Below are 16,246 nucleotides of genomic sequence, written 5' to 3' on the forward strand. Positions count from 1 at the left end.
GGTTTAGTCCTCCCTGGCAGCAATGGTGGGTTGGTCGTCAGCCGCCGGGGTGGCAGCTACGCTTTGCGGGCTCACTTCCATTCCGGGGAAGAACACTTTTTGCACACCGTTAACAATGACTCGATCACCCGCGTTAAGCCCCTCGGTGATGACCGTTCGCTCTGCCACCTGGCGTCCTGTCGTTACCTGGCGCCGCTCGGCTAAGTTGTTCTCATCGACGACATAGACATAGCGGCGATCCTGGTTGGTCAACACTGCCTTGCGGTCCACCAACACCGCCTGTTCTAAACGCGCGACAGGCATGTCGACCCGGGCAAACTCCCCAGGGCGAATGCGCCCATCCGGGTTGGCCAGCACCGCCCGGAATTGCAGGGTGCCTGTATTGGGGTTTAAGCGGTTGTCGATAAAGTCCAGGGTGCCTTTGTACTGGCGTTGCGGGTCGCCGCCCAGCTCGATCGTCAGGCTGTTCGGCGCGTCACCGGTCAATAGTGTCTGGCTGGCAAACGCGGCCTGCTCATCGGCTTCAAAGTAAACGTGAACCGGATCAATGCTCACAAGGGTAGTCAGCAGGCTCTGATCGGCGTTCGCCAGATTGCCCAGCGTCACCATGGCCCGACCGACGCGGCCACTAACTGGCGCCGTAATACGGGTGTACTCAAGGTCCAGCTCGGCAGACTCTAACGCTGCTTGCGCGGCATCCACCATGGCGCGTGCATTGTTCAGGGTCGATTGACGCTGGTCATGCACTTCCTGGGAAATGGCCTGGCGCCCCAGTAACACGCGGGCGCGCTCGGCTTCGCTTCCCGCTTGGGCCAGTTGGCTCCTGGCTTGGGCAAGATCCGCCTGGGCAGCGCCGACCCGGGCCTGGTAAGGCCGCTGGTCGATCAGGAACAATAGAGCCCCTTGCTCTACCAGCTCGCCCTCTTCAAACGCTACCTCCTGGATATAGCCGCTGACCCGAGGCCTTAATTCAACCGTTTCTGCGGCTTCTACCCGCCCGGTAAACGATTCACTTAACACCACCGGCTGAGCGACGATTTGCGCTACGTCGACTTCCGGCGGCGGCGAGGAAGGCGCTGCCGCCTCCTCGCTCTTGGCCTCGCAACCAGCCAGTAAGGTCATTATTAGCAAAAACGGAATCACCCCTCGGCTGCTTGCAAAGCGGGCTCTTTGAGACAAACTTCCCATGATGACTTGCTCCCATGGCTATCGGCATTCGATAGCAGCGTTCGTTATTTAGATGGGTATCGCGTTGGCAGTTATGTAGTCGGTTAAGCAGCGCCGGATTCGACCAGGGACCAAGCACCGACCGGATATCAGCTAACATAGGTGAAGAGAGAAGGTGGGAGGTATCAGGTTCCTACGGGAAAATTGCCCAATCCTGTCGAGGCAGGGACAGCGTTAAACAGGCTGGCTAGTCGAGATGTCAGCTGATTGCCATGCCTAGGCATAATGACAACTTGATGACACGCGGTTGGCATTGTCGGTTTCTACGGGGTACTTGCCTGATTCTGCAAAACCAGATGAAAAAGCCACCGATTCATGAAACGGAGGCCTATACTGCTAGGTGTTAAGGAGGAGAGCCCGTGACCGTTATCGCACCTGAGCAGATCACCCATTGTAGCGGCAGCCTGCCGCAGCAATTGAGCAAAATCGCCCGTCGCTGGGCGCCGTTGGAAGCGCTTCAGGACACGGCGATTGCCGAGGTCCAACTGATTCGCGCTGACGCCGCCACTAGCTTTCATTGTGCCGTGTATGAACCCTGCCTGTGCTTTGTCATCCAGGGTAGTAAGACCGTGCAACTGGGTGATAAAGAAATCGCCTACAGCGGCCTCAGTTATATGGCAAGCGCCGTTCATCTACCCATGCTCGGTAGAGTTGACCATGCGACACCTGAGCAGCCTTACCTTGCGGTAAAAGTCTCGGTGGATCCCCAGGAGGTGGCCGGGCTGATACTGGAGCTCGGCGATAAGGCACCGCCAGCAGGCACTGACTCCATCTGCTCCGAGATGGACTGCGGGCTTATTTCGGCGCCCATGGATGACCGCATGCAGGGCGCGCTCTATCGGCTGCTGGGCCTGCTCGATACACCGGAAGACATTCCGGTGCTTTCTCCTCTGGCCCGGCGGGAGTTGATCTACCGAGCGCTGATGGGGGAAATAGGGCCACGGATGCGTCGTTTCACCGCCACCGATTCCCAGGCCCACCGCATTGCGCGGGTCATCTATTCCCTTAAAGAGCGCTACGCCCAGCCGCTAAAAATCCGCGAGCTGGCAGCCGCCGCCAACATGAGCGAATCCACCCTGTATCACAGTTTCCGGCAAGTCACGCGAATGTCACCGCTACAATATCAAAAGAAACTACGCCTGCTTGAGGCCCGACGGCTAATGCTGGCCGAGGGGCTGGAAGCGGCCACCGCCAGTTACCGAGTGGGTTATGAAAGCCCTTCCCACTTCAGCCGCGAATATAGCCGTATGTTCGGCGCCCCGCCTCGGGCGGATGTCAGCCAACTGCGGGGGTTCGCTGTGGCGTCAGAGAGCGCCTAGTAAATACTCAGTCTAATAAATACTCAGTATTGCCAACCTTTCTTCATAAAAAAGCACTCCGACATAAAACAAAACACCCCGACGCTGGATGGTTATCCAACGCCGGGGTGTCTTTCACCAGCGACATCCGCGTTTTTGCCGCGGGGCTGTCACTCAGCGGTGCAGGTCGAACCTATCGTTCTCCATTACTTTTACCCAACCAGACACGAACTTATCGATCATGTAGCGCTCGCCTCCTGCCGCGGCGTACTCTTCCGCAATGGCACGTAGCTGAGAATTCGAGCCGTAAACGAGGTCGACACGCGAAGCAGTCCATTTGGTCTCACCGGATTTACGGTCCCTTCCCACAAAGCGCTCCTCGTTCTCATCGATCGGCTCCCAAACAGTGCCCATGTCGATGAGATTGACAAAGAAATCATTCGTCAGTTGGCCCGGACGGTTGGTGAGGATACCGTCGGTGTTATCCTCATCGGCGTTGGCACCGATGGCACGCATACCGCCCACAAGCGCAGCCATCTGCGGTGCGCTTAGGTTCAGCATAAACGCCCGGTCGATCATCAGATGCTCGGCAGGAATGCCCGTCGACTGCGCCTGCATATAGTTGCGAAACGCATCATGCCTCGGTTCCAGGTAGGCATGTGTGTCGACCTCGGTCATCTCCTGGGTCGCATCGGTACGGCCCGGGATAAACCGAACAGTGAGGTCGTACCCGGCCGCTTTAACAGCCTTCTCAACCCCCACGTTCCCGCCGAGGACGATCATATCCGCCAGGGAAATGTTGGCGTCGGAGTCGTTCTTGATCTTCTCGAGTTGATCAATCACATCCGCCACGCCGGAGCGCACATTGATATCCCAGCCGACCTGCGGCTCAAGACGAATACGTGCGCCGTTGGCGCCACCGCGATGGTCGGTCTGGCGGTAAGTACAGGCTGAAGCCCAGGCGGTACTGACCAACTGCTTGGCGGTCAGCCCGGTGTTAGCGATTGCCTGTTTTAGGTCAGTGATCTGCTCGTCATTAACCAACGGTCCTTCGTGCTCAGGTACCGGGTCCTGCCAGACGAGAACCTCGTTGGGCACCTGCGGACCAAGGTAGCGGGCACGCGGTCCCATATCGCGGTGCAACAGCTTGTACCAAGCGCGGGCGAACTCGTCGGCAAGCACGTCCGGATTCTCGCGGTACTCTTTGGATATCTTGAGATAGTCCGGATCGACAATCATCGCCATATCGGCGGCGTTCATCACCGGTGGATTCTTTTTGCCTTCGACGTGAGCATCGGGCACCCAGAACCCTTCCTTGACCTCTACCGGCTCCCACTGGTTTGCCCCAGCGGGTGACTTCTTGACCTCCCACTCGTGAGAGAAAATCGTCTCCAGGTAGGTGTTATCCCACTTGGTCGGCGTGGGGGTCCAGGCGCCTTCAAGCCCTGAGGTAATGGTGTACTCACCCAGGCCGGTCTCGTGTTTGTTTGCCCAGCCGACCCCCATCTCGTGGAGCTTGGCCTCTTCAGGCGCGCCGCCGACGGCATCCGCTGGCCCGTTGCCGTGCATCTTACCGAAGGTGTGCCCCCCCACGGTCAACGCCACGGTTTCACGATCGTTCATCCCCATCCGGGCGAAGGTTTCACGTACATCCATCGCCGACTTCGCCGCGTCCGGCACGCCGTTAGGACCTTCAGGGTTAACGTAGATCAGCCCCATCTGAACCGCGGCGAGCGGGTTGTCGAGAACCCGGCTGCCGTCCTCGAAGCTGCCGGTATAACGCTCGTCTTGAGTCCCGAGCCACTCGGCCTCGGGGCCCCAATAGATATCATCCTCCGGTGCCCAGATATCAGAACGGCCAAAGCCAAAACCGAACGTCTTAAAGCCCATGGTTTCAAGTGCACGGTTACCAGCGAAGACCAACAGATCGGCCCAGGAAAGTTTCTCGCCGTATTTCTGTTTGATCGGCCACAGCAGGCGGCGCGCCTTATCCAGGTTGCCGTTATCCGGCCAGCTGTTGAGCGGGGCGAAGCGCTGCGCGCCGGTGCCGCCGCCACCGCGGCCATCAAGCGCCCGGTAGGTGCCCGCCGCGTGCCATGACATGCGGATGAAGAACGGGCCGTAATGCCCCCAGTCGGCAGGCCACCACTCCTGGGAATCGGTCATCAACGCATCGACATCGGCACTCAGTTCGTCGACGTCAAGCTGCGCAAATGCCTCACCATAGCGAAAGCCTTCGCCGAAAGGGTTGGCGTCTGGGTGTTTCTGGTGCAAAACGTTAAGGTTGAGCTGGTCGGGCCACCAGTGCTCGTTGCCTTGCAGACGCGGGGTCGTGCGTGCCCCCCACTCTTGGCGTGTAGGCTTTTGTTCAGACACGTTATTCTCCTCGGCTAAACGATGGTCTCAAAAGCAGTCTAGACGATAACGCTGGATCGCGTTAAGTATCAAAAGCTCTCCCAATGGCTATAAGTACCATTGGGAAAATTTATTAGTTGCTCAAGAGCCATTGAAGAATTCGACTTTGTAGATTTCAAGCCGGTGAATGTACTTCAGTTAAGCAGGAATACTCTAAAAGCCAATAAACTTCCTCTATGATCACGTCGTACCAGCGCACTCTACCTGTACTGTTCAACCATTAGCGAGTAGGGTAGCTATCTGGATCGACTCTCCCAGCGCTTTGTTGTAGCTCGCTGTGTGCGTTTATCCGCCTCCCTATTAAGGCGCTTCCAACGCCTGACTTTTGCACTACTAGGCTGCCAACCGCAGTCTCACCTCGCTACAGACATACCTAGAAAGATGTTCTGTTTTTTGCTTACGTCCTGTCGCGGCCACCCCGTAAAGGGAACTGTGGTTGCTATTTAGGATGCTAGGGCTGCAAAGCCTATGGGTATTCAATGAACGAAGAAAATTTCTATCAATTCTCGACTCTAACCGTGCTCGCCTTGCTTGTAGCCTTTTACGGCGGCACTTACCTGCTGACCTTGCTGATCAAGAAGAAAAAGGAAAATACCGACGCCTTCATGGTGTCCAATCATCAGATCGGTTTCGGTCTTGGCGCAGCCAGCATGACCGCTACCTGGATCTGGGCAGCCTCGTTCTACGGCGCCGCCACCTCAGGATATACCTACGGCATTTCCGGCCCCTTGCATTACGGGCTGTGGGGCGCCTTGATGATCCTGTTTATCTATCCCTTTGGCAGACGCTTTCGCAAACTGGCGCCCAACGCGCATACGCTGGGTGAGCTTATCCACGCCCGCCATGGTTCTTCCAGCCAGCTGATTCTAGCCTCCTCCAACATCTTGGGCAGCATCATCAGCCTGATGGTTAACTTCACGGCTTCCGGTGCACTGGTCTCGGTACTTTCGCCACTCTCCTTCCAGGCCGGTGTCGTCATCGCCGGGGTCGGGGTGCTCTGCTATACGCTGTGGTCGGGCTTCCGCGCCTCGGTGCTGACTGACTTTGCCCAGTTAATGGCGATGATGGCCGTTGCCATCCTGATTATTCCAGCGGTGATGTTCGCACTCGGCGGCCCGCAAACACTCTCGGATGGCATGAGTCTCCTCACGCCAGAGCAGGCGAACCTTTTTTCAATGGACGCCATTCTCAATCAGGGAGCTCCCTTCTTCGTGGCGGTGCTGGCTTACGCCATTGGTAACCAGACCATCTCCCAGCGGCTATTTGCCGTGCGTGAAGACCACATTAAACCGACCTTTATTACCGCCACCATTGGTTACGGCGCGATCGTAATCGGCCTGGGTATGATTGGTTTGATGGCACTAATGACCGGCATGGAGCCGATCAATGGCGACATGAATAACCTGATCCCGCAGATGGTATCAATGTACCTCTCGCCGATGTTCATCGGGCTGTTCTTTATCCTGGTCATTGGCTCGCTCTCTTCGACTGCCGATTCGGACCTTTCCGCTATGTCCGCGATCGTAATGGCCGATGTGTACGGCAAGAACATCGCTAAAAACAAGCCCGACCCGACCAAGATGCTATTCATCGGCAGGCTGACCATGATTGTCGCGACGTTAATCGGGGTAATTCTCGCCAGCTTCTCGATGGATATTCTGATCATGCTGGTCTTCGTTGGCGCGCTGTGGGGCGCGATTGTATTCCCGGTCATCGCCAGCTGTTTCTGGAGCCGGGTAACCAATGCGGCCTTCACCTCGGCAGTGATTGCGGGCTTGCTGATGTTCTGCGTCGCGCGCTTTGAGCTGCTGCCCATGGCCGGTGTGATCGCCGGGCTGTTTGAGTTACTCGCCGCCGTAGGCGGTGGTGTGGTGCTCGGCCTGATGGCCTTCGGCTTCTGCGGGCGCCGGGTCGGTTTAATCGTGGGTGCACTCAGCGCTATCGTGCTGGCCTACTTCTTTATCGGCTTCCTGCAAGACTACACGGTACTGATGGCCTCCTTAATGGCCTATGGCGTCAGCACCATTGTCTGCATCGGTGTCAGCCTGATGAGTTCCAGCAAATTCGACTTCTCGCAAATTGATCAGCGCGTTATCAACTACGACCCTGCCAAGCCAGCTACCCAGGCCTAAACCCTGCGTCGCACTAAAGCCACTCCATCTACTGGTGCGCCATCGCGCACCAGCCAGACAATAGGAAAGCACATGCAAACCTTTATATTGGCATTATATGTACTGATCTGGCCGTTGGCCTCACTCGCTATCTTCGCGATTATCGGCATCGCCACTGTAAAAGACATTCGCGTTGCGCGACGCGAGAAGCGTGAGTTGGTGTGAAGTAGCTAGTAATCGCGAGATAGTAGCAATACAAACAGAAAGGAGACTGGAAGCGGCAAAGGATTGCCGTGATTGCACTGGTTAGTGGCAAGCTAGCGATGGCATCTAAGCGATGTCGATCACTGGATAGCTCGACAAAAATATCTGTGCAAAATGCAGACAAGAGTATAAGATTCAATTTAAATGAATCTTAAATAACTATCAAAGAGGAACTCTCATGCCCTTGCCCTCCCAGAACACCTTCAAGAAAGAAAATATGGAAACAGAATCTAACCTTGCTCAAGCGGCCGACTCAAAGGAGAACACCCAGGCGAAGCAGGAAGACATTCAGACAAAGAAAAAAGACGGGCACGGTGAGGATTTCTGCTGTGGCTCCTGTTCGTAACCAAACCAGCACTGAGGCGAAAGCACGTCGACACTCCCTGCGTACCTAAGCATCGGTTCCCAATAGAACCATAGCTGTTCGAGGGGGGTGTTTAACACCGCGTGCGCCAGCACAATTTCCCGTACTTCCAGTAGCCTCAGGTTTCATAATGCTCCTCAGGAGCACTTTAAAATACTGTCCTGGGTTGGAAAGCAACTACAGTTCGTGAAGCGGAGCAAGTTAGGTTTGAACGAATTCTTAGGCCGTACTCTGGCAGCCTAATTGAAAATTTTTTGAAGCTCTGAGTTACGTTGCAAAGCGTGGTCAGCCAAGCATTTCAAAGTCGCTGGGATTCGAACAGAGCCACCTACATTTAGGAGAAATACAACGTCGCAGTCTGCCTCGCGAAATTCTATCCACTCGTTTTGAGCGGTAACCAACTGTTCTTTTGCGTCCGTTGCGCCCGGTTCCCCTTCTGAAGTAAGTCGATCTAGCTTAGTAAGTACTGCTTTGTATGTATCACTCAAGGCAGATTCTGCTCGGTCACGCTCCTGTGACGCACACTCGATAATATCCTGTTCGGAAACCGCATTCTCCATACACTTTTCCTCAGCGAGTGACAAAATCGGAAGAAGCAAGAGAAAGCTAGCTGAGAGACTTTTCATATGGGGCCTAACGCCATTGGTAGAGGCGCGACATCGAGAACGTCCCTTGACCGCATTTGTCATGCACGTTTATCGCGACTTATTAGCCGGAATACTGATCGAAAACCTCTTTCCCAGTCAGGTTCTTTGTTTTTTCGGCAAACGAATAGAATGGAGGCTTTTGTTCAATGAAGATTTGTTCAACAAATTTCCACCCGTTGCTTCCCTCAAAGAGACCTACAGGAATTGCATAATGCCCCTGCTCCTTTAACCGATAAAATAAATGGGTACCGCATTTCTGACAAAAACCGCGCTCGGCCCAATCTGACGACTCGAAGATAGATATATTATCTGCGCCTTTAAAGTCCACTTTGTTTTCACACTCCACCGCAAGTAACGGACCACCACCCCATGTCCGGCACAAAGAGCAATGGCAAGCACCAATGCCTTTACTCTTCGGAGTGGCAGTAACACGGACTGCACCGCAAAGGCATTTACCTTGAAGCTCTGATACAAGTTCCATAGTGTCCTCCTACCGATGCATAACACCCGCGTTTGTGCCTGGTTTGGAGCCTAGCGGAGAACCAGTCCGGCCACATGCGCTTGTAATATGCAGCCTTGATCGCCCAAATTTTACCTATATAGGCCTGAAATGCCCGGACATCAAATCTTAAATTCTTAATAAACCGTTTTGTAGAAGCAGGCACCTAACTATTGAACTTACCCACAACCAATGGCTCAATTGGCCGTCCGGTTCAAGAGTAGCCTGGAAGGCATAAGTATTGAGGGTGCCCTCTACCGTTGTCCTGCCTCGCCGTGGGAGCTTCTCACTCACGCTTTTGGGCAGCACAACAAAAGCCCATGAATTATCGCTATCCTGCTTGGCCGGACGAAGAAGCGTTGCTTTAAACTGAGATGTCATAGCTCTTTGTGTCCTATTTTTAATGTGGCTATTAACAGCACTCCAATCAAAAGGGGCAGCCTTTCCTCCAGAGCGGGCTGCCTGTGACATGGTGCTGCTGCATAGCTCATGGCCTCCTAATCCTGATTATAGTCAGAGTGAGGCTCTATCTTCAGACGCGATTTATTGATACTCCGCCATCTGCCAACAGTGCCGTTCCGGTCGTAAAGCTTGATGCATCTGAAGCCAGGTAGAGTGCGGATTGAGCAATTTCTTCAGGCTTTGCCGTCCGCTTCATTGCATGTAGGTTGGCTACGAACGCTAACGCTTCGGGAGTGGTGGCAAACTCCCTGGCTGCAGCAGTATCCGTGCCGCCCGGTAGTAACGCATTCACCCGAATGTTATCAGGGCCATATTCGCAAGCGAGTACCTGCGTCAGCCCGATTAGCCCCGATTTACTGGCCGCATAAGCCGCCATGCCGGGCATGCCTGCGCTATAGCCTACAAATGTTGAGGTGAAAATTAACGAGCCACCGCCACTCGTCAGCATGGCTGGCAGTTGATACTTAGCTGCCAGAAAGGCGCTTGTTAGATTGGTCGTGATCACCTGATTCCAATCGGCCAATGACATCTCGGGCACCGACCCCATCGCCCCCAAAATTCCTGCGTTATTAAAAGCTACGTCTAGCTGGCCAAACCGCGCCAGTGTCTCGTCAACGAGCTTTCTGGCGAAATACTCATCACCTACGTCGCCAGCAACTGCCAACGCTTGGCCACCCTCCTCCTTTATAGCGTCGACCAATGCATCCAGCTCTGCCTCTCTTCTGGCCGCTACCACTACAGTAGCCCCCTCCTTAGCGAATAGCCGCGCAGTCGCTCTGCCAATACCTGCGCTGGCACCAGTAACAATGGCGACTTTATTTTCGAGTGCTCTCATCTTTGTGACCTCCATCACTGTTCAAAGAAGGGGAATTCCCCCACCAACAGCGAAGATCATAAGAAGCCATTTACCTGGTGCCGACCCGAATCTTGCTACACTTCGCTGGTACGATAATGCTGATTACACCGGTGGTCTTTTGCGGCGGTACTTATCGGTTGCTTCTTTGAATTACGCGTTGAAAGGCGCCGGGTCGGTTTTATTTTCGGCACTGCCTGCACTTGATTAGAAACTGTTTAGAAGCAGTTGCTTTAGACAAAAGCTGAGCCGAAGTTAGCCCAGCCCAGCAAGCCGAGCCATTACCAAGTCACTTAATAAGTTTTCATCCGGTTCCCAGTCATTTGGGACCTGAAATAAGTTCTTCTTAACAATATACCCATCACTTTCAAGTTTTCTTTTGAAGTCCTCAATTACCTTGGCGCTCCAAGGGGCAAGCGCGAGATGATTTTTCAGCGCTGATACGCCAAATACGTAATCACTGCCTCTACAAATCTGCGGGACGTTCCAAGCCAGCTTGCAATCCAAATCAGGAAAATTTTTGAGGATAATGTCAATGACACCCCGGAGTGTATTTTCTTGCTTAGAGCCCAATGATCCCAAGTACTCATCCACTGAACTAATCTTGTTTGAACTCATATTATTAGTCTCTTAGACGCAGTTGACTACCGCCATCATTATATCGGCATCTCGTTGACCGTCTGTTAAACAAGTGCAGTCAGAATCAGAACGCACATCACCAACATACACACCACGCCAATGGCATACGCCACCGTTCGCCAAGGCTGAAGCGCTGCCAAGTAGCAGGCGGTGTGCATATAACGGGCGCCCGTGAAAGCCATAAAGAGCCAGTCCGCCAGGCCAGGCGCAGCGCCGACCCATACGTAAGCTACGCCCAACCCCAGAAAGATGGGAATATTTTCAACGTCGTTTGACCAGGCCTGGGCCGCGCGCTGCACCTGCGGCAGCTCTTCTTTCGCAGCTTCCTTGCCGACGAAAGCGGCATCTTCCGGGGTCTTGAAGGTCATCTTGCCAATACGATGAAAGCCCTGATACACCGCAATGGCGAGCATTTTAAAGAACAGCAGCACCGCCGCCAGCGCGTACCAATACGTTGCCTCTTCCATGGTAACTCCTTAAATTGGTCTCCATGCAGTCGGTTATGATGATTAACGCTGCGTCGACAAAGCATCGCGGCACGCAATCTCCCCTTGTAGAGAAATGCCGATGATCATCGAATAGCCTTACATCACTCTTCGGGAATTAGATGAGGATTCCATACAATTTCCCACAGGTGTTGATCGGGATCTTGAAAGTAGCCTGCGTAACCGCCCCAGAAAGTATCATGCGCCTCTTTCACAATGTTGGCGCCAGCGGCTTGGGCCTGCATCATCACTGCATCCACTTCTTCCTTCGAGATGACGTTGTGGCCGATGCTAAACTCTGTTGGTGATATTTCTCCCTTCGGCAAACCGGCATCATGAGAGATGCTTTCCCTTGGCCAAAGCGCCAACTTCAATCCATCGCTCAGATCAAAAAAGGCAACAGCTCCGTATTCAAACTCCATACCTATGATTCCATCGGTTTTCAACCCCAGGCCGTCCCTGTAGAACGCCATGGATTTCTCTAAATCATCGACACCCAAGGTAATCACTGAGATTCGTGGCTTCACAGTGTGCTTCCTCATTTTTATCGCCACTAGCATAGGCGGTTTATTAGTAGCGGCTAAAGCGCAGCGAAAAAGCTATCATCATTAAATGTCATACTCGTCGTGGCGCCGGTTCCACACATACGGCTTCGTCTGTGGCCAACCTTCCGGTGAGTCCTCCCAGTTTTCCTGGCGGCCGTATGGCGTCAAGTCCAGATACGTCCAGTGGCTACCTAGATATTCGACCCCACGCGCCCCTGTAAAGTAGGTGCGATATATGTCGTCACCATCGCGAAGAAATACGCTGGCACCATGCTTTTCGCCCTCCGCTGTTGTTGCGACGATATCCTCGTTAAAGTCGCTTTCATAAGACGAATACCAGGGAATCGTCCAGCCCATACGGGTTTTGTACTGCTGGAGTTTCTCTAACGGCGCGCGTGACACCATGACCAGTGAGGTATCACGCGCATGGAGATGGGCCGGGTGAGTCATAGCATCAGCAACCCACGAACATCCGTCGCACCCCGCTTCCCAATCAGGTGCGTACATAAAGTGATAAACAATGAGTTGACGGCGTCCACTGAACAATTCGAGAAAGGAGATGGTGCCGTTGTCACCATGAAATTTGTAGCTCTTTTCTACCTTCACCATGGGTAACTTTCTACGCTCAGCGTTCAAAGCATCACGCGCCCGGGTGAGTTCCTTCTCCTTAATGAGCAACTGGTTGAGAGACGCTTTCCATTTCTCATAAGAAACGACTTGCGGTAAGGGGGGCTTAGTTGCCGACATATTGGGGCCTTCTTATTTTAATGTCTTATACGACTCTGGAACGTACACAGAGTTTAATAGTGGGCTAGCGCCAACAGCCCATACGGCGTTGAAATAGCGCCTTAGGCACTACAGAACAACAATTACCGTTTCAGTAATAGTCAGGGCTTCTATGGCAGTGGGATATCAAGGCACACTTCAATGAATTGGCGCATATCACTGATGAGCGCCTTGAAATCCCCCTGCTTCTCCTCCCATCGATCCTCAACCTGACCGAGATAGCCTTGCTTAGCGTAGTCCAATAAAGCCGCGTGTTCCTTTGCTAACTGCCCTTTGGCCCACTCTGCCGCCTCGTCTTTTGGCGCAATATCCCCCGTTGCTGCCGTCATCCACATACGAGACAAGGTCAAGACGACATTGCGTTCATCCCCAGCTGTATTTGCCAGCAGCGCGGGCAAAGAATCACGAATCGCCCTTTGGATATCTTCCATTGACACTGGCTCAAACACCTCGGAGGCGTTGGCACCATAAAGCGGCAGGCTGTTATCAATTACTTTTTTTAGAACAATCGTAAGATCAGGGTCATGGGCTGGATTCGGCACGCCTCCTGCCTCGTACTCTTCTCGCAACCACTCGCCGTATACAAATTCCGCCCGAGGCGGAAACCTCCAGGGCATAACCTCAGAATTTTTGATAACCGTCAGCTCTACTGGCCTGAGAGATCTAACATTACCAATCGTCCCGGAGACCATCATTAGTTGAGCAACCAGGGCTTCCCTCTGCTTCTGTGTTGGCGAATTGTTAACGGCCACCAGAATATCGACATCGCTATTACGTTTTAAGCCGCCGACAACAGCAGAACCGAAAAGATAAATACCCACAATCGACTCACCAAGCACGTTTTCAACGATGGACTGCGCTTGTCTTGCTTCGTCTGGAATAAGTATGTTGGCTGACATTTGAACTTAACGTCCTAAATACAGGGGCAACCGACCTCGTGATGCCCAATGAAAGACGGTGGCAGCTGCGGCCATTTGCAGGGGATTATTCAGTATGATCGTAACCCCCTTCAGCAAATTCCAGAAGACAGAACCCGTTACCGAACGGATCGCTCATTGTTGCAAGTTTTCCCCAGGCGAACGGTTTTATTTCCCCTTCTAGGACAGCACCCGCCGAAACCGTCTGGTTGACTGTCATGTCGATATCTTCAACCAAAAAATCCAGATGGACTGGCGTCCAATGGCGCTTGTAGTCGCGCCGGATAGAGGTGCGAGGGGCAACAGCGCTCGCATCAGGCTGCTCAATTAAGTAAATGGGGGCAGGCCCTCCGCCCATCTCTGCAACCGTATCGCCAAATAGTCGCCGAATGAGTTGCAAACCGAGCCCGCGCTCGTAGAAGGAAATTGCCTTGTTAATATCTTGCACATCAATGTTGACGATAAATTGCATAACATGTCCTCTAATGTCTGCTCAGCGCCAATAGCAGAAGCGACATCGCCCCGTTCTCAAGCAACCACCCTGCCAATCGAATAACATCACTTCAGTCTTTTGGGCGGAATGATTTGGTCCTGAGGAAATACTAGTGTGTTGGTCACCACGCAAAAGTAGCGTTTAACGCCGCGCGCACCGGCACAATTTCGTAAGTGCCCAGTAACCTCAGGCTGCTTAGTGCTCTTGATGTCATCCAGACATCGCGACCGTCAACCTTCATGGCCGAGTTCACCACCCTGCACTACCCTTGTAGCATTTTTCACAAACCTAGCTAGGAACATTCATGCGTGAGCTCTCCCGCAGTCAACAGACCAAAGGCCTCATCGGTTGGCTGGTGCTGGCCTACCTCGCCGCCGCCATTGGCGCTATCGCCTCTGTCAATGCGGCCGCCTTCTACGAAACGCTCCAGCAGCCCGCCTGGGCGCCGCCGGCCTGGCTATTCGGGCCGATGTGGACAACGCTTTATGGGCTGATGGGCATCGCCGCCTGGCTTGCTTGGCGCGAGCCAAATGCGCGGCCAGCGTTGATAGTATTTGTAGTGCAACTGGCACTAAATGCGTTATGGAGCTGGCTCTACTTCGTCTGGCAGTTGGGTGCTATTGCCTTTCTCGGCACGGTGGTGCTGTGGGCGTTGATACTGATTACTTTGATGATGTTCTGGCGCCTCAAACCACTGGCTGGCGTTTTGCTTGCGCCTTACCTCGCCTGGGTGAGCCTGGCCTGCGCTCTCACCTGGAGTACCTGGCAGCTCAATCCGCAGATTTTGGGGTAAGAGCCTAAACGCACTCAATTGATGGGATATGAGCCGGGATGAAGGCCCTCTGAAGAAAACGTTGCAAGCGGTAGGCGCCTTTGTTGACTCCGCGAATCCCTGCTAGCTTTTCTAGTACCTCGTCTGCGTTTAACCCACCGGAGCTAATATGGAATTTTTCAGTCTCTGGCACCAGGCAGCGCTGACCAGCACCGGTTTTTTCTGGATGGCCCTTTGGGCATTCGTGCTGGGTTATATCATCAGCAGCCTGATACAAGTGCTTGTAACGAAGGAACGTATGCAAAAAGCCATGGGTAAAACCGGCCCGCGCAGTATGGCGCTAGGTACCTTCTTTGGTTTTATCTCGAGTTCTTGCAGCTTTGCCGCATTGGCCACCACGCGCAGCCTGTTCCAGAAAGGGGCCGGGTTAGCGCCTTCCATTGCGTTTCTTCTCGCCTCCACCAATCTGGTGATTGAGCTGGGTATCGTCATTTCGATCTTCCTTGCTTGGCAGTTCGTGGTGGCTGAATATATTGGCGGTATCTTATTGATACTGTTTGGCTGGCTTTTCATTCGAGTCACCAATCCCAAAAAGCTTATCCAACAGGCCAGAGATCGGCTTGATAAGAATGATGAAGAACATCAGCATGGCGGTGAACAGAAGAGCTGGAAGTCTAAACTGACCAGCAGTGAGGGTTGGCAGCAGATCGGCATGACCTATGTCATGGAATGGCAGATGGTATGGAAGGATGTATTGATCGGTTTTACCGTTGCTGGCGTGATTGCCGCCTTCGTGCCTGAAAGCTTCTTCCATGGGCTTTTCCCCGGTGCAGGCCAGACAGAAGGTGATCCGGGCTTTCTCTCTCTGCTGGCTCAGACCTTAATCGGCCCTTTTGCTGCCTTTTTCACTTTTATCGGTTCCATGGGAAATATCCCTTTAGCGGCGGTGCTATTTGGTAACGGCGTTAGCTTCGCGGGCGTCATGGCCTTTATTTTTTCGGATTTGGTGGTACTGCCGGTTCTGAGAATTAATGCGCAATATTATGGCTGGAAGATGTCGCTGTATATTCTAGCGTTGCTACTTAGCGGACTGGTATTTGCTTCCCTGATTATGCATTACGGCTTCGCAGCATTTGGCATGCTGCCGGATGCAGGCACGGTGCAAACGGCCACGGAACGCGACCATTTCAAGGTGGACTACGGTTTTATACTCAACCTGATATTCCTGGCGATATCCGCGGTTCTGGTGTTTTTCTGGTATCGCGCCAAGCATGCTGATTCGGGGCATGAACATCATCATGACCATGGCGGCGGCGCAGGGGCCGGCACTTGGGTACTACGAGGTTTTGTCGTTATTGCGACGGTATGGCTGGCTGGAGGTCTGCTTGTGGCGCCGCTAATGGCATGACCTACTCGCTCTGATGGACCCACGTGCTGGTACTGGTCGGTTTTGGTGCGCTGCTTTATGT

The 16,246-nt window shown here is 53.5% G+C and carries 18 protein-coding genes; 6 read left to right on the plus strand and 12 right to left on the minus strand.

Annotated features, from left to right (window positions below; translation table 11 throughout):
* Nucleotides 1-3 precede the first annotated feature (3 nt).
* The gene (locus ACUVOF_RS01335; protein WP_447042646.1) at nt 4-1,188 is read right to left on the minus strand and encodes an efflux RND transporter periplasmic adaptor subunit; all 1,185 of its coding nucleotides are present in this window, start codon (nt 1,186-1,188) and stop codon (nt 4-6) included.
* 398 nt (nt 1,189-1,586) lie between these two features.
* On the opposite strand from ACUVOF_RS01335, the gene ACUVOF_RS01340 reads away from it, so the two are divergent.
* Nucleotides 1,587-2,546 (plus strand): AraC family transcriptional regulator, encoded by a 960-nt coding sequence (locus ACUVOF_RS01340; RefSeq protein WP_447042647.1) that lies wholly within the window; start codon nt 1,587-1,589, stop codon nt 2,544-2,546.
* A gap of 153 nt (nt 2,547-2,699) precedes the next feature.
* Here ACUVOF_RS01340 and katG read toward each other — a convergent pair whose 3' ends face one another.
* A complete protein-coding gene (gene katG, locus ACUVOF_RS01345; RefSeq protein WP_447042648.1) occupies nt 2,700-4,901 on the minus strand; it encodes a catalase/peroxidase HPI in 2,202 nt (733 codons plus the stop codon).
* Nucleotides 4,902-5,419: 518 nt separating this feature from the next.
* On the opposite strand from katG, the gene ACUVOF_RS01350 reads away from it, so the two are divergent.
* The 3 genes from ACUVOF_RS01350 (at nt 5,420) to ACUVOF_RS01360 (ending at nt 7,661) form a co-directional block, all read left to right on the plus strand.
* A complete protein-coding gene (locus ACUVOF_RS01350) occupies nt 5,420-7,072 on the plus strand; it encodes a sodium:solute symporter family protein (protein ID WP_447042649.1) in 1,653 nt (550 codons plus the stop codon).
* A gap of 72 nt (nt 7,073-7,144) precedes the next feature.
* On the plus strand, nt 7,145-7,276 hold the full coding sequence (locus tag ACUVOF_RS01355; RefSeq protein ID WP_447042650.1) for a putative transporter small subunit: 132 nt from the start codon (nt 7,145-7,147) through the stop codon (nt 7,274-7,276).
* A gap of 217 nt (nt 7,277-7,493) precedes the next feature.
* Nucleotides 7,494-7,661: a CCGSCS motif protein gene (locus ACUVOF_RS01360; protein WP_447042651.1), complete on the plus strand. Its 168-nt coding sequence runs from the start codon at nt 7,494-7,496 to the stop codon at nt 7,659-7,661.
* A gap of 257 nt (nt 7,662-7,918) precedes the next feature.
* On the opposite strand, the gene ACUVOF_RS01365 is transcribed toward ACUVOF_RS01360, so the two are convergent.
* The 10 genes from ACUVOF_RS01365 to ACUVOF_RS01410 form a co-directional block, all read right to left on the minus strand.
* Complete coding sequence (locus tag ACUVOF_RS01365) at nt 7,919-8,239, minus strand: lysozyme inhibitor LprI family protein (protein ID WP_447042652.1); 321 nt, start codon at nt 8,237-8,239, stop codon at nt 7,919-7,921.
* Nucleotides 8,240-8,387: 148 nt separating this feature from the next.
* On the minus strand, nt 8,388-8,807 hold the full coding sequence (locus ACUVOF_RS01370; RefSeq protein WP_447042653.1) for a GFA family protein: 420 nt from the start codon (nt 8,805-8,807) through the stop codon (nt 8,388-8,390).
* Between the two features lie 147 nt (nt 8,808-8,954).
* The gene (locus ACUVOF_RS01375; protein ID WP_447042654.1) at nt 8,955-9,296 is read right to left on the minus strand and encodes a DUF1905 domain-containing protein; all 342 of its coding nucleotides are present in this window, start codon (nt 9,294-9,296) and stop codon (nt 8,955-8,957) included.
* 61 nt (nt 9,297-9,357) lie between these two features.
* Nucleotides 9,358-10,122, minus strand: coding sequence for an SDR family oxidoreductase (locus ACUVOF_RS01380; RefSeq protein ID WP_447042655.1), 765 nt, complete (start codon nt 10,120-10,122; stop codon nt 9,358-9,360).
* 273 nt (nt 10,123-10,395) lie between these two features.
* Nucleotides 10,396-10,758 carry an iron chaperone gene (locus ACUVOF_RS01385; RefSeq protein ID WP_447042656.1) on the minus strand — a complete coding sequence of 121 codons (363 nt, stop codon included), beginning with the start codon at nt 10,756-10,758 and terminating at the stop codon, nt 10,396-10,398.
* A gap of 65 nt (nt 10,759-10,823) precedes the next feature.
* Nucleotides 10,824-11,246: an MAPEG family protein gene (locus tag ACUVOF_RS01390; RefSeq protein WP_447042657.1), complete on the minus strand. Its 423-nt coding sequence runs from the start codon at nt 11,244-11,246 to the stop codon at nt 10,824-10,826.
* A 122-nt stretch (nt 11,247-11,368) separates the two neighbouring features.
* Nucleotides 11,369-11,791: a VOC family protein gene (locus ACUVOF_RS01395; protein ID WP_447042658.1), complete on the minus strand. Its 423-nt coding sequence runs from the start codon at nt 11,789-11,791 to the stop codon at nt 11,369-11,371.
* 81 nt (nt 11,792-11,872) lie between these two features.
* Nucleotides 11,873-12,556 carry a DUF899 domain-containing protein gene (locus ACUVOF_RS01400; protein ID WP_447042659.1) on the minus strand — a complete coding sequence of 228 codons (684 nt, stop codon included), beginning with the start codon at nt 12,554-12,556 and terminating at the stop codon, nt 11,873-11,875.
* Between the two features lie 149 nt (nt 12,557-12,705).
* A complete protein-coding gene (locus ACUVOF_RS01405; protein WP_447042660.1) occupies nt 12,706-13,494 on the minus strand; it encodes an aminoglycoside adenylyltransferase family protein in 789 nt (262 codons plus the stop codon).
* Nucleotides 13,495-13,579: 85 nt separating this feature from the next.
* The gene (locus tag ACUVOF_RS01410) at nt 13,580-13,984 is read right to left on the minus strand and encodes a VOC family protein (RefSeq protein WP_447042661.1); all 405 of its coding nucleotides are present in this window, start codon (nt 13,982-13,984) and stop codon (nt 13,580-13,582) included.
* 325 nt (nt 13,985-14,309) lie between these two features.
* Between ACUVOF_RS01410 and ACUVOF_RS01415 the strand changes: the two genes are divergently transcribed.
* The gene (locus tag ACUVOF_RS01415; RefSeq protein ID WP_447042662.1) at nt 14,310-14,798 is read left to right on the plus strand and encodes a TspO/MBR family protein; all 489 of its coding nucleotides are present in this window, start codon (nt 14,310-14,312) and stop codon (nt 14,796-14,798) included.
* 148 nt (nt 14,799-14,946) lie between these two features.
* Complete coding sequence (locus ACUVOF_RS01420) at nt 14,947-16,185, plus strand: permease (protein WP_447042663.1); 1,239 nt, start codon at nt 14,947-14,949, stop codon at nt 16,183-16,185.
* Nucleotides 16,186-16,246 lie beyond the last annotated feature (61 nt).

This window comes from Vreelandella sp. H-I2, assembly GCF_052959335.1.